This window comes from Nonomuraea sp. NPDC050556 (genome assembly GCF_044457355.1).
In the GTDB taxonomy this organism is placed as follows: domain Bacteria; phylum Actinomycetota; class Actinomycetes; order Streptosporangiales; family Streptosporangiaceae; genus Nonomuraea.
Window position 1 is genome coordinate 1375570 of record NZ_JBITGU010000002.1, and the last position, 25090, is coordinate 1400659.

Annotated in this window: 21 protein-coding genes; 8 read left to right on the plus strand and 13 right to left on the minus strand. The window is 69.6% G+C overall.

From position 1 onward, the window contains the following. Nucleotides 1–68 precede the first annotated feature (68 nt). Nucleotides 69–1472, plus strand: coding sequence for an SDR family NAD(P)-dependent oxidoreductase (locus tag ACIBG8_RS24445; protein WP_397345235.1), 1404 nt, complete (start codon nt 69–71; stop codon nt 1470–1472). A gap of 53 nt (nt 1473–1525) precedes the next feature. Here ACIBG8_RS24445 and ACIBG8_RS24450 read toward each other — a convergent pair whose 3' ends face one another. The 4 genes from ACIBG8_RS24450 to ACIBG8_RS24465 are packed head-to-tail and all read right to left on the minus strand — an operon-like array spanning nt 1526 to nt 5790. Then, on the minus strand, nt 1526–2419 hold the full coding sequence (locus tag ACIBG8_RS24450; RefSeq protein ID WP_397345236.1) for a methyltransferase domain-containing protein: 894 nt from the start codon (nt 2417–2419) through the stop codon (nt 1526–1528). Further along, nucleotides 2394–3905, minus strand: a complete 1512-nt coding sequence (locus ACIBG8_RS24455; RefSeq protein ID WP_397345237.1) for a DUF6056 family protein — start codon at nt 3903–3905, stop codon at nt 2394–2396. Before ACIBG8_RS24455 ends, ACIBG8_RS24450 begins: the two co-directional genes overlap by 26 nt. Continuing rightward, a complete protein-coding gene (locus ACIBG8_RS24460; protein ID WP_397345238.1) occupies nt 3902–5098 on the minus strand; it encodes a glycosyltransferase in 1197 nt (398 codons plus the stop codon). The genes ACIBG8_RS24455 and ACIBG8_RS24460 overlap by 4 nt, the downstream gene beginning before the upstream one ends. Beyond that, nucleotides 5095–5790: a class I SAM-dependent methyltransferase gene (locus ACIBG8_RS24465; protein WP_397345239.1), complete on the minus strand. Its 696-nt coding sequence runs from the start codon at nt 5788–5790 to the stop codon at nt 5095–5097. Before ACIBG8_RS24465 ends, ACIBG8_RS24460 begins: the two co-directional genes overlap by 4 nt. A gap of 165 nt (nt 5791–5955) precedes the next feature. Here ACIBG8_RS24465 and ACIBG8_RS24470 point away from each other — a divergent pair, with 165 nt between their 5' ends. Both ACIBG8_RS24470 and ACIBG8_RS24475 read left to right on the plus strand, forming a co-directional pair. Beyond that, the gene (locus ACIBG8_RS24470; RefSeq protein WP_397345240.1) at nt 5956–6618 is read left to right on the plus strand and encodes a polysaccharide deacetylase family protein; all 663 of its coding nucleotides are present in this window, start codon (nt 5956–5958) and stop codon (nt 6616–6618) included. A gap of 11 nt (nt 6619–6629) precedes the next feature. After that, nucleotides 6630–8051, plus strand: a complete 1422-nt coding sequence (locus ACIBG8_RS24475; protein WP_397345241.1) for a hypothetical protein — start codon at nt 6630–6632, stop codon at nt 8049–8051. On the opposite strand, the gene ACIBG8_RS24480 is transcribed toward ACIBG8_RS24475, so the two are convergent. Further along, nucleotides 7975–8388, minus strand: a complete 414-nt coding sequence (locus tag ACIBG8_RS24480; protein ID WP_397345242.1) for a winged helix-turn-helix transcriptional regulator — start codon at nt 8386–8388, stop codon at nt 7975–7977. The two genes, ACIBG8_RS24475 and ACIBG8_RS24480, sit on opposite strands and share 77 nt — an antisense overlap. Before the next feature lie 78 nt (nt 8389–8466). Between ACIBG8_RS24480 and ACIBG8_RS24485 the strand changes: the two genes are divergently transcribed. After that, a complete protein-coding gene (locus ACIBG8_RS24485; protein ID WP_397345243.1) occupies nt 8467–9855 on the plus strand; it encodes an MFS transporter in 1389 nt (462 codons plus the stop codon). Nucleotides 9856–10500: 645 nt separating this feature from the next. Here ACIBG8_RS24485 and guaA read toward each other — a convergent pair. Both guaA and ACIBG8_RS24495 read right to left on the minus strand, forming a co-directional pair. Next, a complete protein-coding gene (gene guaA, locus ACIBG8_RS24490) occupies nt 10501–12048 on the minus strand; it encodes a glutamine-hydrolyzing GMP synthase (protein ID WP_397345244.1) in 1548 nt (515 codons plus the stop codon). Nucleotides 12049–12103: 55 nt separating this feature from the next. Then, nucleotides 12104–12934 (minus strand): SDR family NAD(P)-dependent oxidoreductase, encoded by an 831-nt coding sequence (locus tag ACIBG8_RS24495; RefSeq protein ID WP_397345245.1) that lies wholly within the window; start codon nt 12932–12934, stop codon nt 12104–12106. Nucleotides 12935–13120: 186 nt separating this feature from the next. Between ACIBG8_RS24495 and ACIBG8_RS24500 the strand changes: the two genes are divergently transcribed. After that, entirely contained in the window at nt 13121–13825 is a 705-nt protein-coding gene (locus tag ACIBG8_RS24500; RefSeq protein ID WP_397345246.1) for an SDR family NAD(P)-dependent oxidoreductase, read from the plus strand. Here the strand turns inward: ACIBG8_RS24500 and ACIBG8_RS24505 are convergent. The 3 genes from ACIBG8_RS24505 to ACIBG8_RS24515 all read right to left on the minus strand — a co-directional run bounded on the left by ACIBG8_RS24505 (nt 13806) and on the right by ACIBG8_RS24515 (nt 17617). Next, nucleotides 13806–15299: a DUF885 family protein gene (locus ACIBG8_RS24505; protein WP_397345247.1), complete on the minus strand. Its 1494-nt coding sequence runs from the start codon at nt 15297–15299 to the stop codon at nt 13806–13808. The genes ACIBG8_RS24500 and ACIBG8_RS24505 overlap by 20 nt on opposite strands. A 10-nt stretch (nt 15300–15309) precedes the next feature. Then, a complete protein-coding gene (locus ACIBG8_RS24510; protein ID WP_397345248.1) occupies nt 15310–16563 on the minus strand; it encodes an MFS transporter in 1254 nt (417 codons plus the stop codon). Nucleotides 16564–16660: 97 nt separating this feature from the next. Next, nucleotides 16661–17617: a LacI family DNA-binding transcriptional regulator gene (locus ACIBG8_RS24515; protein WP_397345249.1), complete on the minus strand. Its 957-nt coding sequence runs from the start codon at nt 17615–17617 to the stop codon at nt 16661–16663. A gap of 104 nt (nt 17618–17721) precedes the next feature. Here ACIBG8_RS24515 and ACIBG8_RS24520 point away from each other — a divergent pair, with 104 nt between their 5' ends. Together ACIBG8_RS24520 and ACIBG8_RS24525 are read left to right on the plus strand one after the other, a co-directional pair. Next, the gene (locus ACIBG8_RS24520) at nt 17722–18417 is read left to right on the plus strand and encodes an alpha/beta fold hydrolase (protein WP_397345250.1); all 696 of its coding nucleotides are present in this window, start codon (nt 17722–17724) and stop codon (nt 18415–18417) included. A gap of 19 nt (nt 18418–18436) precedes the next feature. Further along, nucleotides 18437–19180: an N-acetyltransferase gene (locus ACIBG8_RS24525; RefSeq protein WP_397345251.1), complete on the plus strand. Its 744-nt coding sequence runs from the start codon at nt 18437–18439 to the stop codon at nt 19178–19180. A 3-nt stretch (nt 19181–19183) separates the two neighbouring features. Here the strand turns inward: ACIBG8_RS24525 and ACIBG8_RS24530 are convergent, their stop codons facing one another. Genes ACIBG8_RS24530 through ACIBG8_RS24540 form a run of 3 tightly spaced genes read right to left on the minus strand, consistent with a single transcriptional unit; the run spans nt 19184 to nt 22800 of the window. After that, complete coding sequence (locus ACIBG8_RS24530) at nt 19184–19609, minus strand: VOC family protein (protein ID WP_397345252.1); 426 nt, start codon at nt 19607–19609, stop codon at nt 19184–19186. A 15-nt stretch (nt 19610–19624) separates the two neighbouring features. Then, a complete protein-coding gene (locus ACIBG8_RS24535) occupies nt 19625–21286 on the minus strand; it encodes an FAD-dependent oxidoreductase (protein WP_397345253.1) in 1662 nt (553 codons plus the stop codon). Beyond that, complete coding sequence (locus ACIBG8_RS24540; RefSeq protein WP_397345254.1) at nt 21283–22800, minus strand: succinic semialdehyde dehydrogenase; 1518 nt, start codon at nt 22798–22800, stop codon at nt 21283–21285. The genes ACIBG8_RS24535 and ACIBG8_RS24540 overlap by 4 nt, the downstream gene beginning before the upstream one ends. A 73-nt stretch (nt 22801–22873) precedes the next feature. Between ACIBG8_RS24540 and ACIBG8_RS24545 the strand changes: the two genes are divergently transcribed. Beyond that, nucleotides 22874–25060 (plus strand): serine/threonine protein kinase, encoded by a 2187-nt coding sequence (locus ACIBG8_RS24545; RefSeq protein ID WP_397345255.1) that lies wholly within the window; start codon nt 22874–22876, stop codon nt 25058–25060. Nucleotides 25061–25090 lie beyond the last annotated feature (30 nt).

Here is a 25090-nt window from a genome sequence, read left to right on the forward strand (position 1 = left end):
CAAAGAGAAAGGACACCCCGGTGACGCGCCCATAGAGTCGCGCCACCTGCGAACAAGGGGGGTCCATCTTGGACGGAAAACGAGCGCGGACCGTCGCGGTCGTGCTGGCCGGCGGGGTCGGCCAGCGGGTGGGGCTGAACACGCCGAAGCAGTTGCTGAAGATCGCCGGCAAGACGATCCTGGAGCACACGCTCGGGGTGTTCAGCGCCCACTGCGACATCGACGAGATCATCCTGCTGATGGCTCCCGGCTTCGTCGAGGACGCGGCGGCCCTCGTGGAGAAGAACGGCTTCCACAAGGTGAGCCGCGTCCTCGAGGGCGGCGCGAGCCGTACGGACACCACCTGGCGGGCCATCCAGGCGCTCGGCCAGGACGAGTGTGACGTCCTCTTCCACGACGCGGTGCGCCCGCTGGTCGAGCCGCGCATCATCACCGAGTGCGTCGAGGCGCTGCGCACCTACTCCGCCGTCGACGTGGCGATCCCGAGCGCCGACACCATCGTCGTGGCCGTCCCGCTGCCGCGCGGCGAGGTGATCCGCGACATCCCCGACCGCTCAGGTCTGCGGCGCGGGCAGACGCCGCAGTGTTTCCGCCTGTCGGTGATCCGCGCGGCCTACGAGCGGGCGTTCGCCGACCCCGACTTCGAGCGGCGCCCGCCCACCGACGACTGCGGCGTGGTCCTGCGCTACCTGCCCGACGTGCCGATCTACATCGTGCCGGGCAGCGAGCACAACATGAAGGTCACCCACCCGGTCGACGTCTACCTGGCGGACAAGCTGTTCCAGCTGGCGGCCGCCACCGCGCCGCACTCGTCGCCGCAGAGCCGCAACACCGCCATGGCGGGCAGGACCATGGTGGTGTTCGGCGGCAGCTACGGCATCGGCGCCGACGTCGTCGAGCTGGCCCGCCAGTGCGGCGCCTCGGTCTTCTCCTACTCCAGGTCCCAGACCGGAACCAGGGTCGAGGACGCCGACGCGGTGGAGGAGGCGCTCGCCTCGGCCTACGCGGCCACCGGGCGCATCGACTACGTGGTGAACACCGCGGCGGTCCTGCACGTGGGCGAGCTCGCCGACGTGAGCAGGAGCACGGTGACCGAGTCCGTCTCCGTCAACCTGCTCGGACCGGTCAACATCGCCCGCTCGGCCTTCCAGTACCTCGCCAAGACGCAGGGGCACCTGCTCCTGTACACCTCGTCGTCGTACACGCGCGGACGCGCCAACTACAGCCTCTACTCCGCCACCAAGGCGGCCGCGGTGAACCTCACCCAGGCTCTGGCCGACGAGTGGACCAAGTACGGCATCCAGGTCAACTGCGTGAACCCGGAGCGCACCGCCACCCCGATGCGGGTGCGCGCCTTCGGCGACGAGCCGGCCTCCACGCTGCTGTCCTCGGAGCAGGTCGCCCAGACCAGCGTCGACGTGCTCGTCTCGGCGCTGACCGGCCAGGTCGTCGACGTACGGCTGAACGCCTGAGCAACGCCAAAGGGGCCGGGGGTCTCCCCCGGCCCCTTTGGCGTTGGCGGTCTTCAGACCTTGAGCGCCGGCTGCGGGTTCTTCTCCGACGGCGCGAACAGGTGCCTGCCGAAGTAGACGGAGATCTCCTGCTGGCGCTCGACCGACGGCGTGAACAGGACGTAACGCTTGCGCGGGCCTCCCGCCTTCGTCGTCGCGACCTCCGGCAGGCGGAAGTCGACGTACACGTCGTTCTTGCGCGCGATGTGCGCCAGGGCCCTCGGCGAGTAGTACGAGGTGTGGCCCTTGATGAAGAGGTAGTCGTGGTTGTTGGCGTCGCGGCCGCTGTTGATGTTCGTCGAGCACACGACCAGCCCGTCGTCCTTGACGTACGACAGGGTCTTGGCGAAGTCGTTCGGCGGGTCGGTGAAGTGCTCGACCACCTCGCAAGCGATCACGATGTCGAACCGCTCGCTCACCGGCGAGTTGAGGTCCACCCACTCGACGTCGTCCACCAGCTTCATGAGGTCGGCGACCGCCACCTTGCGCACGTTCTTGAGCTTGGCGATCCAGCGGTAGTCGACGCTGCGGCCCGGCCCGCAGATGAGGACGGTCAGCTCGCCCCTGCCCATGATCTCGGCCGCCATCTTGGCCATGTGGTACTCGCGGCCCGGCGCCTCGTCCGAGCCCACCCGCGGGGTGTTGCCCAGCTGCGTGAGGGAGGTGAACTTGCTGTAGTCCTTGACGTTCGCCGGCGCGGCGATGTGCTCGCAACGACGGCACATGAGGACGCTCTGGGTCTTGTTCAGCCGCGCGTGGGACACGGTCTCCCAGGCGACCTTCTTGGACCCGCACGCGTAGCAACGGTCGACCCTGACCGTGTTGACGGGCGGGCGCCGCCCGATGAGCGCCTTGGCGGCGCGTCCGCGGCGAACCAGCCCCCTACGTACCTTCCGAAGAAGAATCATGCGACGAATACTGCCGGAGCCTGTACTCCCAGGGCCCCACCTGACCTGCTGTTACATCAACCTTGGCAGGGCATTGACCGATCAGGCAGTCGGTCCTCGACTCCCGCACCACAGCGGCGACGCCGTAGAAGCGGGCCACGAACCCGAGCAGCCAGTCGTGCTGGTGACCGTTCATGAACGGCTCGGCCAGCGCCGCGATGGGCAACGGCCGGTACGGCACGACAGAGGCGCCGAAGGCGCGCTGCCGGGCGATCGCCGCGCTCTGCGCGTCCCAGACTGCGGCCCGCTCGGTCATCTCCCGCCCGAGCTGCCCCAGGACGGCCGCGTAGCCGACGCACGCCAGCATCAGGCACGGGTAGACGGCCAGACCCACGGCCAGCCCGCCGCGCCCCCGCCTGACCAGCAGCGACGCGGCGAGGAAGCCCAGCCACACGAGCGCGATCACCATGACGACGGAGAAGTTCACCCAGACGCGGTAGACGATCCAGCCGATGTCGCCGTACCCGTAGCGCACCGCGTACTGCACGGCGAACCCGGCGCAGGCGACGGCGAGCACGGGCCCGGCCACCATCCAGACGAGCCGCCATCGGGCCAGCCGCACGTCACGCACGTGCAGGGCGACGACGCCGCCCAGCGCCAGCGCGGCGAGGAGGTAGCCGCGCCCGGCCAGCTCGCTGAAGGCGGCCACCGTCATGCTCGCTGCGTCCCCGATCACCTGCGGGTCCAGCGGGCTGGACGCCGCTCCGTGCCACGCGGGCGCCCCCGCCTGGCGCAGCCCGTTGCCCGGCGAGGTCAGGACGATCGCCAGCCCGGCGACCAGCCCCGCCGCCAGCACCGCGCCGAACACCAGCAGGAAGGTCCACCGCCTGGCGAACATCAGGTGGGTGAGGCAGATGAACCCGTACACCACCAGCCAGACCAGGGTCGCCGGCTCGCTGGTGGTCCCCAGCAGGAGCGCGAGTACGAAGGCCACCCCCAGGAAGGGGAGGCGGAAACGCGGGCCGCAGCGCAGCGCCAGGGCGACCAGGACGATGAGCACGATCGACGGCAGCGTGTGCGAGATGACGCCAGGAGCCCAGAACAGCGTCTGGTACGCCCGGGGCTGGCCCAGCAGCACCAGCGCGGCGACGCCCATGCCGACCAGCGCGGTCAGCGGCAGGTTGCGCGGACGCCCGGCCCGCGACAGCAACGCTCCGACGAGCATGCCCACCGCCAGGGCGAGCCCGAGGAAGGTCAGCGACGGGATGATCTTCAACATGATCTCGGGCCTGGCATAGAGGAGGACGGCCAGCAGCGCGTTGCCCACCCGGCCGGTCACCCGCAGGTAGAACTCGGCGCAGGCGTCGAGGATCCCGCCGTCCATGGACAGCACCGCCAGCCGGTAGTCGTCGGACGTCGGCCGCACGTAGAGGCCCAGCACGGCGACGACCGCACACAGGCCGGCGAGCGGCGCGAGGACGACCCAGGTCAGACGCGAATGGCTCACAGAAGGTCTCGGAATATCCATCGGTCGAGGAGCAGGAAACGGAGCGCCACCATGGCGAAGGCCGCCCCCACGACCACGGCGCTCTCCCACGGGAGGGACGAGGCCTGCGACAGCAGGAGCGCGCACGTGGAGATCGTGTAGGTGAGCGTGAACATCACGGCCGTGCGGACGTGACGGGGCAGCGCGCGTCCCACCCGGTTGAACGTCCACCGGCGGTTCGCCTCCGTGTTCGCTGCCGAAGTGAGGGCCAGTGCGGCCAGGTTGGCGACCGGGATCGCCCACACCTGGCGCGCGACGCAGTACAGCAGCACGTGCATGACGGCGGAGACCAGCCCGATCAGGGCGAACGTGGCCACCCTGCCGAGCGTCCCCGAGGTGGCCATGGCCGCGTCAGGATGGGACGGGCGCAGATCGGGGATCGGCGGGAGTTGCACCCGCGCCTGCCTGCTGCCGATCGCCCTGGCGACCCGGTGCAGGCCGCGCAGGTTGCTCAGCGAGGTGCGCCAGATGTCGACGCTGGAGTCCTCGTCCTCGATCCAGTCGACCGGCACCTCCCTGATCCGCGCCCCGTTGTACTGCGCGAGCAGGAGCAGTTCCGTGTCGAAGAACCAGCCCTCGTCCTTCACCTTGGGCAGCAGCGGGCGCACCACGTCGGCCCTGGCGGCCTTGAATCCGCAGGTGGCGTCGGTGAACCTGGCGCCGAACCCGAGCCTGAGCAGGCCGTTGTACGTGCGGGAGATCAGCTCGCGCTTCGTCCCGCGCATGGTGCGCGAGCCGTTGCCGAGCCTGGTCCCGATGGCCACCTCGCAGTGGCCCGCCGCCACCGCGGTCACCAGCGGGGGCAGCGCCTCCAGGCCGGTGGAAAGGTCGACGTCCAGGAAGGCGACCACGTCGGCAGGGCTGCGGCGCCAGGCCTCCTTGACCGCGGCGCCCTTGCCCCTGCGCTCGATGCGCATCGCGAAGACGCCGGGCACGGTGGCGGCCAGGTCCTGCGCGATCTCCCACGTGGCGTCGGTGCTCCCGTTGTCGGCGATCGTGATCCGCCACGGAAGTTGCAACGCCTCGCTCAGATAGGCGCTGACCGTCCTGATCGCCCCCGGCAGGGCGCGCTCCTCGTTGAGTACCGGGATGACGATGTCGACGGACGCACCCGTGCGTGACGGTCGCGCCTCGACGAAGAGGGCGCTTTTCAAGGCAGCCGGGTCCTGGCCATGAGCGAGACCCCGGGCAGCCGTCCCACCGGCAGATAGCGTTCCAACCTGACCACCCCTCCGATCGCGGCGTTCACCAGCGGCGGCAGGTCCTCCAGGTCGCAGCCCGTCGCGTTCTTCCGCCGCAGCGCCGCCACCGGGCGCAGGAGGACGTTCCAGCTCCACAGCCGGTCGATGACCAGCCCGGCGCCCTCGATCAGCTGGACGAGCCCCTGCCTGGAGTAGCGGCGGCGGTGGCCGAGCGCCACGTCGTGCGCCGACCAGAGCGCCATGTCGCACGGCACCGCGATCAGCGCCGTGCCTCCGGGACGCAGGAGCCTGGCGATCTCCGCCGCAGCCGCCCTGTCGTCGTCGAGGTGTTCGAGCACGTCGAAGGCGACGACCAGGTCGACCGTGCCCGACTCGAGCGGCATGGAGCACACGTCGGCGTGCAGGGTCTTGAGCCCGCGCTCGGCGGCGAAGGCCACGGCCTCGGCCGAGTTGTCGACGGCCGTGGCGTCCCAGCCGTTCTCCACCAGCACGCGGGTGTTGCCGCCCCCCGCCGCGCCCACGTCCAGCGCCGTGCCCGGCCGTCCCAGGCCGCGGACCTGCTGCGCCAGGATGGCCCTGCGCTCCCTGTACCACCAGTGGCGGTCCTCGAGCGTCACCACCCGGCCAATCTCCAGAGCATCCATCCCTACTCCTGAGTCTCGGGCAGAACGCACCTCATGCCGCTTAAGTGTGTCCCGTCCCTTCTAGGGGCTCACGGACCTTCGGTGCCTACCTGTGGTGGCTTAGGGCAACATTGACCAGACGATGACGAACGGAGGCGGCACGTGGTGATTCGAGGCTTGGCGGCTGTGCTTCTGGCAGCAGCGGTGTTTCCCGCCGCACCCGCGCAGGCGGCGCCGAAGGTGGACTGCGCCCGCATGAAGTGCCTCGCGCTCACCTTCGACGACGGGCCGGCGCCCGCGACGACGGGGAAGCTGCTCACACTGCTGAAGAAGGAGAAGGTCAAGGCGACCTTCTTCGTCGTCGGCAAGGCGGTGGAGAAGCGGCCTGCCGTACTGAAGCGCACCTACGCCGAGGGGCACGAGATCGGCAACCACACCTACGACCACCCATCGCTGCCCGAGATGATGGACCAGGAGATCACCCAGCAACTGCAGATCACCCAGGACGCCATCGAGGGCGTGATCGGGAGGCGGCCGACCATGTTCCGCCCGCCGTACGGGCATTCGGACGACAGGGTGCTCGGGCTCGCAGCCCAGGAGGGCCTCGCGCAGGTCAAGTGGACCGCCACAACGCTCGACTGGAGCCTGCGCGACACGGAGAAGATCACCAGAACGGTCCTGAAGCTGGCCAGGCGGAACGGCGTGATCCTCATGCACGACACCGTCCCGCAGACGGTCGCGGCGATGCCCGCAGTGATCAAGGAACTCAAGAAGCGGGGGTACCAGCTTGTGACAGTGTCCCAGCTCACAGCGGGTAAGCCGCTCAGGGCAGGTGACAAATTCCCGTAGGCTAAGGCGACATGCGCCGGACGCCCGTTGTCACGTTCCTAGCGATCCAGGCTGTCCTGTTGCTGTGGTGGCTGGCCTTTTTCCCTGGTCTCTTCAGCCGCGACTCCGTCCTCTATCTCAGCCACACCCTGGTCGGCCCGTGGATCAGCGACCACTCGGTGCTCTACGACGGCCTGACGTGGCTGTCGGTCAAGCTGACCGGCGACCTCGGCGCGCTCACGCTCCTGCAGACCACCGCGATGGCCGCGGCGCTGACCTGGCTGGCGCAGGCGCTCAGGCGGCTGGGGTCACCGCCGCGGACCACGACGGCGATGGCGATCGTGCTGGCGTTCCTGCCGCCGTTCGGCGCGTTCTCCGTGACCATGTGGAAGGACGTGCCCTTCACCGCGTGCGCGATCGCCATCGCCGCCGTGAGCTGCACGATCGCCGCGAACAAGACGGTCAGGACCCGCGACCTCGTGGCCCTGGGGCTGCTGTTCACCGGGCTGGGGCTGTTCAGGGCCAACGGGTTCCTGGTGACGGCGATCGCCGTCGTCGTCCTCGTCCTCGTGGTCAGGGTCATGAGGGTACGGCTGGCGCTGGTCGGGCTGGCGGCGGCCGCGATCCCGATGCTGCTCACCAGCGTGGTCCTGCCGATGGCTGGCATCTACGCGCCGTCGAAGACGTACGTCTACCACACGGCCTTCGGCGATCTGGCTGTCGCGTTCCGCGAGCGGCCGGAGCAGTTCGACCCGTGGGACCGGGCCGTCCTCGCCAGCGTGGCCCCCCTGTCCCGCTGGGCCAAGGGCGGGGCCTGCCACACGATCAACCCGCTGATCTGGCGGGGTGACTTCAGCTGGCAGCAGGCGGACGCGCACGCGTCCGAGCTGCTCGACATGTGGCGGCGCCTGCTGCTGCGCGACCCCGGGCTCGTGGTCGAGACCCGGCTGTGCCGCGGCGCCATCGCCTGGAAGATCACCGACAACCCCCACGCGGAGGGTGGCGGCACCTACCACTTCTCCAGGAGGCCGACGGCCGACTTCTACGTCGGTCCGGGAAAGGTGCCCTACTTCCCGGAGACCGCCCTCTACACGCTGCGGCCGCTGTCCCAGCCCCTCTACGACGTGGCGAGCGGCTGGCTCGACGCCTCGCTCAACCACGACCTCGACTGGCTGCTGTGGCGCGGCGCCTTCTGGTGCTATCTGTCCTACCTGGCCATCGGAGCGACCGCCCTCGTACGGCGGAGCCGTCACGTGCTCGCGGTCGGCGCCGTCATCGTGGGCCAGCAACTCGCGATCCTGGCCAACATCTCCGCCCAGGACTACCGCTACATGGCCTCGCCGATCTTCATCGGCTTCATGTTGCTGCCGCTGCTGGTCAGCTCCGCGAGTCGTAGGCTTCGCGAGACCTGGCGACGCACGCCGAGTGCCGGCGCGACCAGTTCGTCAGCGTGAGCATCGCCTCGTAGAGCTCCAGCGCCATGGGCGTGGCAACGTACTCCACCTTCGGCGGCACCGTCGGGTAGACGGTACGCACCAGCAGGCCGTCCCGCTCCAGGTTGCGCAGGGTCAGGGTGAGCATGCGCCGGCTGATGCCGTCGATCAGCCGCTCCAGCTCGGTGAACCGCAACGGCGCCTTGGCGACGGCGACGATGATCTGCACGGCCCACTTGCCGCCGATGGTGTCGAGCAGCTCGCGGGGCGGGATGGGGCACTCGCCCATCTCGATCATCAGTTGAGCGTCGTCCAACGTCCTGAGCTGGTCTGGTACAGCGGTGTTCCCCTGGGACATGAAAGTGCCTTCTTCCTGGTCGAGCCAATGGTCACACATGATGTCCACTGTTACAAACAGTTCCCCTAGGGAGACGTCGTGAAGAACAAGTGGGCCGCTCTCGCACTCCTGGCCGCCACGCAGTTCGTGCTGATTCTTGACCTGACCATCGTGAGCATCGCGCTGCCGCCCCTCGGCAGGGATCTGGGGCTCGACCAGCAGGACCTGTCGTGGCTCACCACCGCTTACTCGCTCGTGTTCGGCGGGCTGCTGCTCCTGGGCGGGCGGCTGTCGGACTTCGCTGGGCGGCGGCGCGTCTTCATGGCCGGGATGGTGTTGTTCGCCGCCGGGTCGCTGGTGGGCGGGTTCGCCTCTACCGGCGAGGTGCTGGTGGCTGTGCGTGCCGTACAGGGGCTGGCTGGGGCGCTGGTCGCGCCTGCGGCCATGTCGCTGGTGATGACGATCTTCGAGGGGGATCCGGCGTTCGGGAAGGCGATGGGGATCTGGGGCGCGGTCGGCGGGGTCGGCGGTGCTGCCGGGGTGGTGCTCGGCGGGTTGCTCACCGACTGGTTCGGGTGGCGCTCGGTCTTCTTCGTCAACGTGCCGGTCGGGGTGGTCGTGGCGGGACTGGCTTTGGTGATCCTGCCCGCAGCCGGGCCCGCGGCGGTCAGGAAGGGCTTCGACCTCGCCGGTGCGGTCACCTCGACCGCTGGGCTCGCGCTGCTGATCTACAGCCTGGTCGACCTCGACATCCGCTGGACCGCCGTCGCCGTCGCCCTTCTGGTCGTGTTCGTCGTCATCGAGTCGCGTTCGGCCAACCCGCTGCTGCCGCTGGGCATCTTCCGCAAGAAGCTGCTGCGGGCGGGCAACGTGCTGATGTTCCTGGTGGCGTCCGCGATGCAGGCGGTGTTCTTCATCCTGACGCTGTACACGCAGGTCGTGCTCGGCTACAGCGCCACGCAGTCGGGGTTGTCGATGGCGGCGATCGCCGTTTCCATCGCGCTGACCGCGTCGATGCTGGGCGGCCGTTCCGTGGCACGGTACGGCCTGCGGACGACGGCGGGGATCGGCATGGGCCTGATCGCGGTGGCGGTGGCCTGGTACACCCGGATCGGTGTCAACGGCGCCTTCCTCGCCGACCTGCTCGGCCCGGAGATCATCAGCGGGATCGGCTTCGGCCTGCTCGTCGTGGCGGCCACGATCGCCGCCACCTCCGAGGCCTTGCCTGCGGAGGCTGGGCTGGCGTCCGGGCTGTTCAACGTGACGCAGCAGGTGGGCATCTCCGTGGGCATCGCGGTGCTGATCACCGTAGCCTCAACCCGAACGGCAGGCGCGACAGACACGGCCTCCTTGGTGGCGGGCTACCAGGCCGCGATCTGGGTGGGCCTGGGCATCATCGTGGCAGGCGTGATCGCCGCCCTCACCCTGCTCCCCCGCAAGACGGCCACGAAGGAACCCCAGCAGGCAGCACCGGTCCCCACAGCGTGACCACCCCAGGGCCGGGCCCCGTCACAAGGACGGAAGCCCGGCCCTTCTACATACCGGCATTCGACAAATCTGCAAGGCAGCTATGAAATCGTCGATATTAGGCGATGCAAACAACCCGATTGCCATGCACGTCCCTTCGCGCGTGGCCTCTGCGGCTGGCAAGGGTGCCTGAGGCGCTCGCCCTACGATGTCGCGCCTTCAAAGACCACAGCAAGAAGTAGGGCAACCAGGCTGCGGAACTGCTTGAGGTGGACGATGCCGCGCCCGCGCAGGTCGGTGCCGGATGCCGCTGGAGCTGTAGCCCTGTCCGGCGGCCACAGCCAGGCGAATCTTGTTGGGCCCGTCCAAGGCCGACAGTCGAACCCGGTGTAGCGAGACTGCCAGGATCTGTACCGCTCAGGGACAGCCCGTCGGGCCGACGAGCGCCCGTCGATCATAAAGACACGGCGCGATGCCTCATGGGCAACCGACCACGCGCGCGGAGAACGCTCGTCCGTCGTTCGGGAAGGGCAGGATGCGTCGGACGCGAAGAGCGTCGAAATAAGAGCCCGAGCGTAGCGAGGTCCCTTTCCGGGGCGGAGCCCCGTGGCGAGGCCGGAGGCCTCGCCAGTCAGCGCAGCCCGAGCGACAGCGAGGCCCTCGCCGCTATTCCCACTCGATGGTGCCCGGGGGCTTGCTGGTGACGTCGATGACCACGCGGTTGACGTCGCGGACCTCGTTGGTGATGCGCGTGGAAATACGGCCCAGCACGTCGTACGGCACGCGGGCCCAGTCGGCCGTCATCGCGTCCTCCGAGGTGACCGGGCGCAACACCACCGGGTGACCGTACGTGCGGCCATCGCCCTGGACGCCGACCGAGCGGACGTCGGCCAGCAACACCACCGGGCACTGCCAGATCTCCCTGTCGAGCCCCGCCCGCGACAGCTCCTCGCGAGCGATCGCGTCCGCCTCGCGCAGCAGGTCCAGGCGCTCCTTCGTCACCGACCCGATGATGCGGATCCCGAGCCCAGGCCCGGGGAACGGCTGGCGCCAGACCATCGCGGACGGCAGGCCGAGCTCCTCGCCCGCCCGCCGTACCTCGTCCTTGAACAGCGTGCGCAGCGGCTCCACGAGGGAGAACTGCAGGTCGTCCGGGAGCCCGCCGACGTTGTGGTGGGACTTGATGTTCGCGGTCCCGGTGCCGCCGCCCGACTCGACCACGTCGGGGTACAAAGTGCCCTGGACCAGGAAGTCGACCGGACCGTCGGCCATGATGGCGCGCTGCTCGTCCTCGAAGACGCGGATGAACTCGCGACCGATGATCTTGCGCTTCTCCTCGGGGTCGGTGACCCCGTCGAGCGCCTTCAGGAAGCGGTCCGCCGCGTCGACGACCCGCAAACGAACCCCGGTCACCGCCACGAAGTCGCGCTCGACCTGCTCGGCCTCGCCCTTGCGCAGCAGCCCGTGGTCGACGAAGACGCAGGTCAGCCGGTCGCCGATGGCGCGCTGCACGATCGCGGCCGCCACGGCCGAGTCGACGCCGCCCGACAGCGCGCAGATCGCGCGCCCCTCGCCCACCTGGGCGCGGACCGCGTCGATGGCGTCCTCGACGATGTTGAGCATGGTCCAGGACGGACGGCAGCCGGCCGCCTCGAGGAAGTGCTTGAGCACCGCCTGGCCGTGCTCGGAGTGCAGCACCTCAGGGTGGAACTGCACGCCGTACAGGCCCATCGACGGGTGCTCGAAGGCGGCGACCGGCGTGGCCGAGGTGGAGGCGGTGACGGTGAAGCCGATGGGCGCCGCGGCGACGCTGTCGCCGTGCGACATCCACACCGTCTGCTCGGCCGGGAGCCCGGCGAACAGCACGCCCTCGCGCGTGACCTCGAGCGGCGTGCCGCCGTACTCGGCCGTGCCGGTCTGCGCGACCTCGCCGCCGAGCGCCTGCGCCATGACCTGGAAGCCGTAGCAGATGCCGAACGTCGGCACCCCGGTCTCGAACAGGCCGGCGGGCGCGGCCGGCGCCCCCTCGGCGTACACCGAGGAGGGGCCGCCGGACAGGATGATCGCCTTCGGGTTCTTCGCCAGCATCTCCTCGACGGGCATCGTCGAGGGGACGATCTCGGAGTAGACGTGGCACTCGCGCACCCGCCTGGCGATCAGCTGCGCATATTGCGCACCGAAGTCGACCACGAGCACTGTGTCGAACTCTGACACCGAGAAGACCCCCCAAAGGCGTATGCGGTGTCCCCAGTGTATCGAGCGCGACGGGTCACTCGTAGGCGGGCAGGTCAGGTAGGCCGCCACTGAGAAGGCGCTCGGTCTGCGTGCGCAGGCCCCTGTCGTAACCGGGGTGGGTGAGCACCAGGAATCGCTCCTCGTGGATCGCATCGACCACCTGGTCGGCCACGATGGACGGGGCGATGCCCTTCTCCACCAGGCCCTCGATGATGGCGCCCGCGTCGAGGTCGTCGCGGGTGCGGGCGACGGCCAGATCGGCCGGCCGTACCCGGTCGGATCGGTGGATCTGGGTCTTGACCCCGCCCGGGCACAGCGCGCTGACCCGCAGCTTGGAACCGACCAGGGCCAGGTCCTGGGCCAGCGACTGGGAGGCGGCGAAGGCGGCGTATTTGCTGACGGAGTACGCACCAGAGTAGGGAGCGGCGAACAACCCGGCGACGGAGACGGTGTTGACGATGTGCCCCTCGGTGTCCTGCTCGATCATGCGCGGGACGAACGCCTGGATGCCGTGCAGCACGCCCCACAGGTTCACCCCCAGGAGCCACGCGAAGTCCTCGCTGGTCCTGGTCCACATGTGGCCGCCCTGGAACACCCCGGCGTTGTTGCACAGCACGTGGACCGCGCCGAGCTCGCCGAACGCCCGGTTGGCCAGGTGCTGGACGGCGTTCTCGTCGGAGACGTCGGTGATCTGGGTGAGCACCTTGCCGTGGCCCGCCATGGCGGCGGTCTCGGCCAGCCCGCCCGGGTCGACGTCGGCGAGCATCAACCCCATGCCCTCTTCCGCGAACCGTACGGCCAGCGCCCTCCCGATGCCGCTCGATGCTCCAGTGACGACAGCGACTTTCCCCGATAAATCAAGCACGCGACGCCCTCCCTGTTCATGGCGACGCTTCGCGTCGCGACCGAGGTGCCCTGAAGGCCCGGGTCTTCCCTCGTCGCTCTGTCGCTACGCTCCGTCGCTCCTCAGTCCAGACCGGGCCGCACCTCGGCCTAGCGCTCGCTTGGATATCGACGTTAGCGTGATCTGATCGTCGTGGAAAGGAAGCCAATGAGTGCGGTCATCGTCACCGGCGGGGGCTCGGGCATCGGCAGGGCGTGCGCCGAAGCCCTGCTCCAGGCGGGCAGACCCGTCGCGATCTGGGACCTCAAGCCCTCGCCTCTCCACAACGCGCTCTCCGTGGAGATCGACGTCACCGACACCACGGCGTACGCGGAAGCGATCGAGAAGACCAGGAGCCTCGGCCCCATCGGCGGCCTCGTGCACGCCGCCGGAGTGGCCAGGCCGATGGCGATCGCCGACCTCACCGAGGAGTCGTGGGACTTCGTCCTCGACGTGAACCTCCGCGCCCAGGCCCTGCTCACCCGGGCCCTGCTCAAGGACCTCCAGGACGTGGAGAACGCCGCGATCGTCGGCATCTCCTCCATCGAGGGCCTCGTCGGCCAGGCGTTCATCCCCGCCTACTGCGCCTCCAAGGCGGGCCTGCTCGGCCTGACCAGGTCGATGGCCCACGAACTGGCCCCGATCAGGGTGAACGCGGTCTGCCCCGGCTACATCGACACCCCGATGCTCGGCAACGCCACCGGCGGCAACGAGGACTACCTGTCGGCCTTCAGGAACAAGTCCCTGGCCAAACGGCTGGGCAGGCCGGACGAGGTGGCTGCCGCCGTACGGTTCCTGATGAGCGACGAGGCGTCGTTCATCACCGGCACCCACCTCGTGGTCGACGGCGGCGCTACAGCTGTAGACCGCTAGCCAGCAGCCCGAGCGGCGGCGAGCCCAGGTCGAGCATCGCCTTGTGGAAGCGCTGCAGCGTGAAGGCCGCGCCCCACTGCCGCCGGGCGCGCGAGCGCAGGTCCATGATCTCCAGCTTGCCCCAGGTGTAACGGCCGTAGGTGGGGTCGAACGTGGCCCGCCTGGCCTCCGAGAGCGCGGCGGGCCCGGCCAGGTGGGTGTCGTTCTCGAAGCGCCGCGCGCCCTCCTCCACCGTGAGCGAGCCGGTGTGCACGCCGATCGCGCAGGCCAGCCGGGTGACGCGGATCAGCGCCTCCAGCCAGACGCCGATCTCGAAGCGCGGGTCGTCGGCGGAGAACCCCTCCTCCACGCACAGCTCCTCGGCGTAGTGCGCCCAGCCCTCGACGAAGGAGAGCGACTGGAGCATCCTGCGCACGTCGGACGAGACGTGACGCAGCGCCCTGCCGTGCGAGAAGTGCCCGGGGGCGACCTCGTGCACGTTGATCGCGGGCAGCGTGGTGTCGCTGAAGACCTCCAGCCACTCCTCCTGCTCCTGCTTCGGCCAGGAGGGGTCGGGCGGGGTGATGTGGTACCAGGACGGGCCTTCAGGCTCACCTGGAGAGTTCCAGCTCATCATCGCCATCGCCCAGCGCCGCGACTCCGGCGCCAGCCCGACCAGGCACTCGCCGTCGTGGTAGGGCACCAGGTCCTTCTCGCGGGTGAACGCGATGGCCTTCTCGGTGCCGATCCTGGCCGCCTCGATGACGCCGTCGGCGTCCGGGTGCTGCCTGACGAGCTCGCGCGCCACGTCGAGGGGGTTGTCCGTACGGCCCAGCTTGGCGCACGCCTCGGCGAGCAGCCCCATCAGGCGGTCGCGCTCGGCGTCGGCCCGCGTGGCGAGCGCGCCGAGGTCGACGTCGGTTCCCTCGGTCGCGCCCATGAGCCGGGCGAGCGCCGCGCCGCCGAGCGCGGCGTCCGGGTCGCCGACGGCCGCGGCGCGTTCGACGTGCGCGACGAGCAGGGCGTGCGCGTCGAGGGCCGCGGCGTCCGTGACCCCGGCGGCGAGGCCCCTGACGGCGCCGACGAGGGAGGCGGCGACCGGCTGGCTCAGGCGGTCGAGCGAGGCGATGGCCCCCTGGACGGCCTGCGGCCACAGCGACAGGTGCGCGGCCTTGGCCGCCTCGCGCTGCGCGAGGGGGGCGTAGTCGCGGTCGTAGCAGGCCAGGTCCATGCCGGCGATGTGCGTGTAGGGGTTGCTGCGGTGCAGTTCGAGCTCGCCGAACTGCACGCGCAGGCCCTCCTCGAACACCTCCAGGTGCGCGGCGTCGTGCGCGTCGGACGGCGGCGCGCCCTCGCCCAGCCTGGCCAGGCCCGCCTGGACCCCTTCCGGAGAGAGGTCCTGGATGACGCCGTCGTACTCGTGCCTGCCGCACTGCTCGCGCACCTCGGCCACCATGAGGTCGGCGACGGCGCGGAGCCTTCCGTTTAGGGTCATGCGACCGACGCTAGCGCACGCTCTTGATCTTCATCACGCCGAAAGCGGCGATGAGCGAGATGACCACGCCGACGACGAACAGCGAGGGGTATCCGCCCAGGCTGACCACGGTGGCGGCGATGCCGGGGGCCAGGATCTGCGGCCCCGCGTTGGCGATGTTGATGACGCCCATGTCCTTGCCGACCTCGTGCGCGTTGGGCAGCACCTTGGTCACCAGCGCCATGTCGACGGCCATGTAGATGCCGAAGGAGACGCCGTGGACGACGTTGTAGACGACCATGCCCTCGAAGGTCGGCATGAACAGCGGGATGGAGAGCGCCGCCGCCGAGACGAGCCCGGCGACCAGGGCGAACAGCTTGAACCTGTCGACCTTGTCGGACAGCGGTCCGACCACGAGGACGGCGGCCAGCGTGGCGACCTGACCGATGATCATGAGGATGCCCATCTTGGGCACGACCTCGTCCTGCGGGATCTTGATGAAGTCCTGGAGCAGGTAGGCGTTGAAGGTGAAGATGATCATGTATCCAGCCATGACCCCGAAGCGGGACAGGAAGGCCCACCGGAAGTCGGGGCTGGTGAGCGGCCGGAAGAAGGCGGCGAAGAAGGCGCCGAGCCGCAGCGGCTCGTTGACCCGCTCCCGGGACGACCGGTCCGGGCTGGCGAACACCATGAGCAGGGCGGCGACCGCGAGCACGACCATCACCACGTAGTAGGCGCCACCGGCCGCGAGCTGGGGGAAGCTGATGAACATCATCGAGCCCAGGATGGTCGCGATGGGTACGGCCAGGCCGATCAGCCCGGAGAAGGTGCCGTAGCGCCGGTCGGGCACCCGGTCGGGCAGGATCGCGGTGATCGCCGCCTGGTAACCGTTCATGATGGTCTGCACGGCCGCCCAGCTCAGCCCGAGCATGAGCACGGTGCTCGCGCTCGCCTGCACGGCCAGAGCGATGATGCCCAGCGCCACGCACCCGAGGATCCACGGCGAGCGGCGGCCGAAGCGCGAGCGGGTCCTGTCGGAGAGCTGGCCGAAGATCGGGTTGGCGATCGTGGCCATCAGCGGCCCGATCGTGTTGGCGAGGCCGAGGGCGGCCACGCTGTTCTCGCCGGTGATCGCCCGGACGTGCGCGGGAAGGACGAAGGCGCCGATCGTCATCCACAGGAAGAAGACAGCAACATTGGCGAAGGGCAGCGTCACGTACAGCGGGCCGAGCTTGTAACCGCTGACGTCCTTGGCGGAGGGGGGAGCACCCTTGATTTGGGTCATGGCGCCAGAACCTTTCGAGATGGTGATACGTATCACCGACGATTGCTCTGGAGCGTAGGTCGCAGAAAAAGAGCTGACAAGGCACGCGGCCAAGTTGTTACGTGCTGTCCCGCACCACGAGACGTCCGTTGAAGAGCTTCATCACCGCGCCGGGGGCGGCTTCGCGCTCCCCGCGCACGATGGCGTCGACGAGGGCGACCAGCTCGCCGGGCGAGGCCGTGGTGTCGAAGTGCACGCTGGTCAGCCTGGGACGCATCAGCGAGGCGAGCGGCAGGTCGTCGGCGCCCATGACGGCGACGTCCTCGGGAACCCGCACACCGGCGTCCTGCAGGGCGCTGATCAGCAACATCGCGTACTCGTCGTTGTAGGCGAAGATGCCGTCGGGCAGGTCGGGCCGCGCGGCGACCTTGGCCGCCTCCTCCTCGGAGAAGGCGAGGTCGATGCGCTCGGCGTCGGGGGCGTGGCGGCGCACGCCCTTCCACCGGCCCACGCCCATGGCGTCGATGCCCTCCTCGCGGGGGACGATCGCGCCCAGGCGGGTGCACCCGCGGTCGAGCAGGTGCCTGGCCGCGCAGGCGCCGATGACCTCGTGGTCGAGGACTACGGCAGGGACGAGCGGCGAAGGCCCGGCCGAAAAGCCGATCACCGCCTTGGTGCCCGAGGCCTTGAGCAGCTCGACGGACGCCTTGGTCAGCCGCGACGCGTCCACCATGATCGCCACGGGGCGCAGCGCCGCCCACGCCTTGGCCGCCGCGACGCCCTTGAGGCGGCGCTCGCCGTACTGGACGAGGGTGTAACCGCGGGCGCCGAACTCCTCGCCCATGTCGTCGAGCAGGTCGGCCACCAGGCGGCCCGTCCTGGCCGGGGCGAGCGGGACGAGCACGAGGCCACTGTGCCCCGTGCGCAGGGTGCGGGCGCTCTGGTCGGGCACGTAGCCGAGCCTGGCCGCCGCCTCGCGCACGCGCTGTCGCGTCTGCTCGCTGACCCGCGCGTTGGGGCTGTCGTTGAGCACGTACGAGACGGTGGCCTGCGAAACCCCTGCGGCACGCGCCACGTCCACACTGGTCGGCGGCCGCCTAGAGGTATGTTCTGTCAAAGTCCTTGTCCCATCCGTCCCTGGGATGTTATCAACTGCTTATACGTATAAGTGAGGTCAACATGAAGCTCAACACCCGCGAGTGGGGTACCGGCGACCGGATCGCCGTCCTGATCCACGGCATCATGGCCGACTCGCAGTGCTGGTGGCGGGTCGGTCCCGCGCTGGCGGAACGCGGTTACCGGGTCATCGCCGTCGACCTGCCTGGGCACGGCAGGAGCCCGCGCGCCGAGCACTACACCCCCGAGCTGTACGGCTCGTCGGTGGTGGAGTCCGTGCCCGCCAACCCGGCGCTGGCCATCGGCCACTCGCTCGGCGGGCTCACGCTGGGCGTGGCGGTCGAACGGCTCAAGCCGGGCAAGGCCATCTACTCCGACCCCGCCTGGCGCATGCCCGTCATGGAGGGCATGAACCTCGGCGAGATGATGGCGGCGGCCAAGAACCTCACCGGCGAGCAGATCGCCGCGATGCACCCCGGCTTCTCGGCCGAGGAGGTGGCCGTCGAGGTCGAGATGCTCAAGGGCTGGGACCCGCAGACGGCGCTGTCGCTCAGCTCGATCATGGGCGAGGACCTGACGCCCGCGCCCGTGGTCCCCTCGCTCGTCCAGCTCGCCGACCCGAGCCACCTGGTCTCTCCTGAGTACGCCGAGGAGCTGCGTACCAAGGGTTTCGAGGTCCGCGTGGTGAAGGGCGCGGAGCACACGATCCACCGGCATCTGTTCGACGACTTCATGACCGGCCTGGACGGCTGGATCTGAGGATCGCAACAATACGATCATGACGTTGCGGATCACTACCCTTGCCGAACGGCCCGAGTTCGCCGACTCGCTGTTCGACATGGAGCACTCCTGGGCGGAGTTCATGTTCAACGATCCGCTCGCCGATCTCTACTACCCCTTCGCGCACACCACGTACGCGGACTGCGTCATGGTCGCCGACACCGCCGACGAGCCGGGCAGGCTCGCGGCTAGGTCGTGCATGGTCGCCTTCGCCGACACCGCCGACGACCTTCCGGACGACGGCTGGGACGCGGCCGTCCGGAAGGGCTGGCTGACCAGGGAGAAGGGGCTGACGGCCAACCGGGTGTCAGCGCTGGAGATCACCGTGCGGAAGGACCTGCTCGGCGGCGGCCTGTCCGGCCTGATGCTCGCCGCGATGCGCGACAACGCGGCGAAGATGGGGTTCACCGAGCTGCTCGCTCCGGTGCGCCCCAACCAGAAGCACCTGGAGCCGCACACGCCCATGCAGGAGTACGCCTTCCGCACGCGCCAGGACGGCCTGCCGTACGACGCGTGGCTGCGGGTCCACGTGCGGGCGGGGGCCACGATCGTCAAGGTCGCGCCGCGCTCGATGACCGTCTCCGGCACGCTGGAGGAGTGGCGCGGGTGGACCGGCCTGCCGTTCGCCACCTCGGGCCCGATGGAGGTGCCCAAGGCGCTCACCCCCGTGCACGTGGACGTCGAGCACGACCACGCCGTCTACGTCGAGCCGAACGTGTGGGTCAGCCACCCGCTGACCTGAACGTCAGCGCAGGCAGAGCTCGTTGCCCTCGGGGTCGGTGATCGTGACCCAGAAGTGCGGGCCCTGGCTGCCCCGGTGCAGGAACGTCGCGCCCTTGTCGGTCAGCCGCTCCAGCTCGGCCTCCACGTTCTCGGCGCCGACGTTGACGTCGAGGTGCACGCGGTTCTTGGCCACCTTGGGCTCGGGCACGCGCTGGAACAGCAGGCGCGGCGCCGTCCTGTCCGGGTGGTTGATCGCCTGCCCGTCCTTCCAGACGAGGCGGCCGCGGTGGGTGATCGCGTCGTCCTCACTGGCGTGCCCTTCGGCGATCATGCGGCGGATGAACGCCTCGTCCTGCGGCTCGACCTCCCAGCCGAGCGCCTCCGCCCACCAGTCGGCCAGGGCGTGCGGGTCGGCCGAGTCGACGGCGATCTGAAAGTCGTATGCCATGGTCCGATCCTAGGATCAGCTGATTCCGACGATCGGCAGGCGCAGCGCTCCAAGCGCCGCCGAAGGGACGGCCGGGGAGCGGGGCGCGACCGGCGCCAGCCGTACGTAGGGAGAGCCCAGGGCGGGGCGCTGGTCGGGGTCGCCCGCGTTCGGCCAGAGCGCCATCGCCCGCTCCGCCTGCGCGGTGATCGTCAGCGACGGGTTCACGCCGAGGTTCGCCGACACGGCTGAGCCGTCGACGATGTGCAGGCCCTCGTGGCCGAAGACCCGGTGGTAGGGGTCGATCACCCCGTCCTCGGGCGAGCCGCCGATCGCGCAGCCGCCGATGAAGTGCGCGGTCGCCGGGATGTCGAACAGGTCCAGCCACGACCCGCCCGGCAGCCCGCCGATCTCCTCGGCCGCGTGCCGTACCGCCTCGTGGCCCGCGGGGATCCAGGTGGGGTTGGGTTCGCCGTGCCCCGGCTGGGAGCGCAGGCCGAACCGGGAGCGGCTGACCGTGATCGAGTTGTCCTTGGCCTGCATGACCAGCGCGATCAGCGTGCGCTCCGACCAGTGGCGCAGGTTGAGCAGGCGCAGGGCGGTCAGCGGGCGCCTGGCGACCTCCTTGAAGAAGGCGGGCCAGCGCTTCCTGTCGCCGTCGATCAGCAGCGTGCGCAGCAGGCCCATCGCGCCGGAGCCGTTGCCGTAGCGGACGGGCTCGATGTGGGTGTGCTCGTCCGGGTGGATGGACGAGGTGATCGCCACGCCGCCGTTGAGCTTCTCCCCCTGTACGGCGAGCCGCTCGATCCCCAGGAGCGCCTCGGAGTTGGTCCTGGTCAGCGCGCCGAGCCTGGCGGAGATACGCGGCAGCGAGCCGTCCGACCTGAGCTTGTGCAGCAGCCGCTGCGTGCCGTACGTGCCCGCCGCGAAGATCACCTGCTTGGCGGTGAAGGTGCGGCGCCGGAGGGCTGAACCGGTCTTCCTGACCGTGACCAGGTAACCGCCCCCGGCCAGCGGCTTCACCGAGGTCACCGTGCACTCGGGGAAGACCTTGGCCCCTGCCTTCTCCGCCAGGTAGAGGTAGTTCTTGATCAGCATGTTCTTGGCGCCGTGCCGGCAGCCGGTCATGCACTCGCCGCACTCGGTGCAGCCGTTCCTGGCCGGCCCTGCGCCGCCGAAGTAGGGGTCGACACCGTCCTCACCGAAGTAGACCCCGACCGGCGCCAGGTGGAAGGTGTCCTCGACGCCCATCTTCGCCGCGACGCTGCGCATGATCTCGTCGGCGCGCGTCACCGTGGGGTTGGTCACCACGCCGAGCATGCGTCTGGCCTGGTCGTAGTAGGCGGCGAGCTCGGCCTTCCAGTCGGTGATGCCGGCCCACTGCGGGTCGTGGAAGAACGGGTCGAGCGGCTCGTAGAGGGTGTTGGCGTAGACGAGTGACCCACCGCCCACTCCCGCCCCGGCGAGCACCAGCACCTTCGACCGCCCGCCGAGCAGGTGGATGCGCTGGATGCCCTTCATGCCGAGGAACGGCGCCCACAGGAACTGCCGCGCCCGCCACGACGTCTTGGGCAGCGTCGACTCGTCGAACCGCCGCCCCGCCTCCAGGACGCCGACCTTGTACCCCTTCTCGGTCAGCCGCAGCGCGGACACGCTGCCGCCGAACCCCGAGCCGATGACCAGGACGTCGAAGTTCACTTCAACCGGAGCTTCCGCATCGTCTTGAGCAGCGTCGCCAGCGTGTCCGCGTACTTCTCGTACGGCATGCCGAACATGGGCTCGAACCCCATCCACGTGGCCTGCGCCGCGACCGTCTGCACCTCGGTGTACTTCAGCAGCCCCTCGGTGCCGTGCCTGCGGCCGAGGCCGGACGCCTTCATGCCGCCCATCGGCGCGTCGTAGGAGGCGTAGGCCGAGCCGTACCCCTCGTTGATGTTGACCGTGCCCGCCTTGATCCGCTGCGCGAGAGCTCTGCCCCTTTCCACGGAACGGGTCCATACGGAGGCGTTCAGTCCGTAGGCGGTGTCGTTGGCCAGCTCGACGACCTCGTCCTCCGAGCGGTACCGGTAGAGGCTGACGACAGGGCCGAACGTCTCGTTGCGGCACAGCTCCATCTCGTCGGTCACGCCGGTGAGCACGGTCGGCTCGTAGAAGAGCGGACCGAGGTCCGGACGTGCCTTAGCGCCGGTAAGGACCGTCGCGCCCTTGGACACGGCGTCGTCCACGTGCGCGGTCACCCCGTCGAGCTGGCGCTGCGAGGTGAGCGAGCCCATCTGCACCGCCCAGTCCAGCCCGGCGCCGAGCCGCATGTTCCGCACCTGCTTGACGAAGCGCTCGGTGAAGGCGTCGAAGACCGACTCGTGCACGTAGAGGCGCTCGATCGAGATGCACAGCTGGCCCGCGTTGGTGAAGCACGCGCGCACCGCGCCCTGGGCGGCCACGTCGAGGTCGGCGTCGTCCATCACGACCATCGGGTTCTTGCCGCCGAGCTCCAGCGAGCAGCCGATGAGCCGCTTGGCCGCCTCCTCGGCGATCTTCCTGCCGCCGCGGGTGGAGCCGGTGAAGGCCACGTAGTCGGCGCCGTCCATGAGCGCGTCGCCGATGTCGGCCGGGTCGCCGAGCACGACCTGCCAGATGTCGCGCGGCATGCCCAGCTCGACCAGCAGCTCGATCGTCCACAGGGTGGAGAGAGCGGTCTGGGTGTCCGGCTTGTGCACGACGGCGTTGCCCGCCATCAGCGCGGGGACCACGTCGGTGACGCCGAGCGACAGCGGGTAGTTCCAGGGCGAGATCAGCGCGACCGTGCCCTTGGGCTGCCTGATCTCGACGACCTTGGTGGCGATCGGGAAGATGCCCTTGCGGTTGTGCGGCTCCAGCAGGCCGGGCGCGCGCCTGGCGTAGTAAAGGGTGCAGCCCGCGACGTCGAGCACCTCTTCGAAGGCGTGCCTGCGCGCCTTGCCCGTCTCCTGCTGCACGATGTCGAGGATCTCGTCGCGCCGGTTCAGGATGGCGTCGTGGAGCAGCAGGAACGGGCGCACCCGCTCGCGGGCGGGCAGCGCGGCCCACGCCTGCTGCGCCGTCCTGGCCTTGTCGTAGGCGGCCCTGACGTCCTCGGGCAGGGAGATCGGCATCTCGGCGAGCAGCTCGCCGGTGAACGGTGCGTAGATCTCCTGGGTCTTGCCACTGGAGGTCACGTGTGCTGTCGCTGGCATATTGGAAGGATATTCCGTTTTGCTACTTACGGGTAGCTTGGTGCTCCCCGGACAAAGGTGAAGAATCCCCCTCATGCCGTCATACACGCCGCTCAAGACCGGAGACCCCGAGAGGCTCGGCGAGTACACGCTCACCGGCCGCCTCGGCGAGGGCGGTCAGGGCGTCGTCTACCTGGCCCAGGACGCCGGGGGCGGCGACGTCGCCATCAAGTGGCTGCGCCCCGACCTCGCCGGCGACGACGTCAGCGTCGGCCGGTTCCTGCGCGAGGTGCAGATGGCCGAGCAGGTCGCTCCCTTCTGTACGGCGGCGCTGCTCGACTCTGGCCTGGAGCTGGAGCGGCCCTACATCGTCAGCGAGTTCATCGAGGGCCCGTCCCTGCAGCAGACCGTGCACAGCGAGGGCCCGCGCACCGGCTCCTCGCTGCACCGGCTGGCCATCGGCACCGCCACCGCGCTCGCCGCGATCCACCAGGCGGGCATCGTGCACCGCGACTTCAAGCCGGCCAACGTGATCCTGGCCGCCGACGGGCCGCGGGTGATCGACTTCGGGATCGCGCGGGCGCTGAACGCCAACTCGACGCTGAGCAACATGCCGGTGGGGACGCCGTCGTACATGCCGCCCGAGCAGATCATGGGCCACCCCGTGGGATCGGCGGCCGACCTGTTCTCGTGGGCCAGCTCGATGGTGTTCGCCGCCTCGGGGCAGGCGCCGTTCGGGAGCGACACGATGCCCGCGGTGATCAACCGGGTGCTGAACGGCGAGCCGGACCTCGGGCCGCTGCAGGGGCCGTTGCGTGAGGTGGTCGCCGCCTGCCTGGCCAAGGATCCGGCGCTGCGGCCTTCCGCTGAGCAGGTGATCCTGCGGTTGCTGCAGCATCCGGTGCCCGCTTCCGGGATCCTGCGCGAGGCGGCCGCCGTCGCCGCCGCGCCCATCACGGGGCCGCCGTCGGTGGGGTCGCCGGGGCCTTCGCTGGGGCAGCCTTCGCTGGGGCAGCCTTCGCTGGGGTCGCCGATGGGCGGGTCCATTCCGGCGCCCATCCAGGGCCCGTGGCCCGCCGCCACCGGCCCCCACCCTCCACCGGGCATGAGCCAGCCCGGCCCGTGGGGGCCGCAGCAACAACAGGACGCTTGGAGCGCACACCCCCAAGCGGCACACGCCCCGACCACGCATCCCCAGGGCGGGCCCCCGCCGATGGCTTCGCCGTACCCACAGCAACAGCAGCAACCCCCGCGCCCGCCGCAGAAGAAGAGCAGGGCAGGGCTGTTCATCGGCGCCGCCGTGGCGTTCGTGCTGGTGCTCGCCATAGGTCTGGCCATCATCTTCGTCCCCTGGAAGACCATCGTCGCCCCCCAGCCCACCGCACAACCCACCGCCAAGCCGACCAAGACCGCCACCCCCCTCCCGACCACAGGGCTGAAGGCGGTGCCGCTGCCCGGTGAGTCCATCACCGCCTACGAGCACCCCTCCGACCCCATCGAGCTGACCTCCTACGAGATCTACGACAGGAACCAGGAGGACTGGGTCGACTACGCCCGGACCAAGGCACACGGCACGTTCGCGAAGTACAAGGACAACTGGGAGTCCCTGGTCTCCCCCGACGGCCGCTACCTGGCCGGACGCGGCAGGAACTACACGACCGACAACTACGACTCCGTCGTGATCACCGACAGGAAGACCGGCGACAAGGTCACCGTCAAGACCGTGAAGAAGCCGCTCATCGGCAGCGTCCGCGCCTGGTCGAAGGACGGCTCCAAGCTCCTCCTCAACGTGGAACGCCTGAACGGCTCCAAGTGGGTCGCCCCCGGCTTCGCCATCGTCGACGTCGCGGCGGGCAAGGCCGATGTGGTCGACCTCGGCGCCAACTACAGCACGCTGTTCGCCTGGGACCAGAAGGAGACCGGCGTCGTCAACGTGTCCGGCACCACCCTGCGCTTCTTCACCGCCGGCGGGAAGATGACCAGGGAGATCGCCGGCATCGGGGCGCTCTCCTCCGGCACCCGCGGCATCTTCTCCCCCTCGGGCGACCGGTTCTTCACCGACTGCGACGAGGGCCTGTGCATCTGGCGGGTCTCGAACGGCGAGCGCATCGACCGTTTCACCACCAAGTGCGACAGGACGCTCGGCTGGTTCGACGAGAGCCACCTCTACTGCCAGGCGGGCGACTCCATCCAGGTCTTCGGCTTCGACGGCAAGCTCGGGCGCAAGCTCGTCACCATGCCTTCCGGGGTGAAGTTCAGCCCGATCTTCACCCCCAGATGAACCGGTTCGGGGGGACATCCGTCTAGAGGA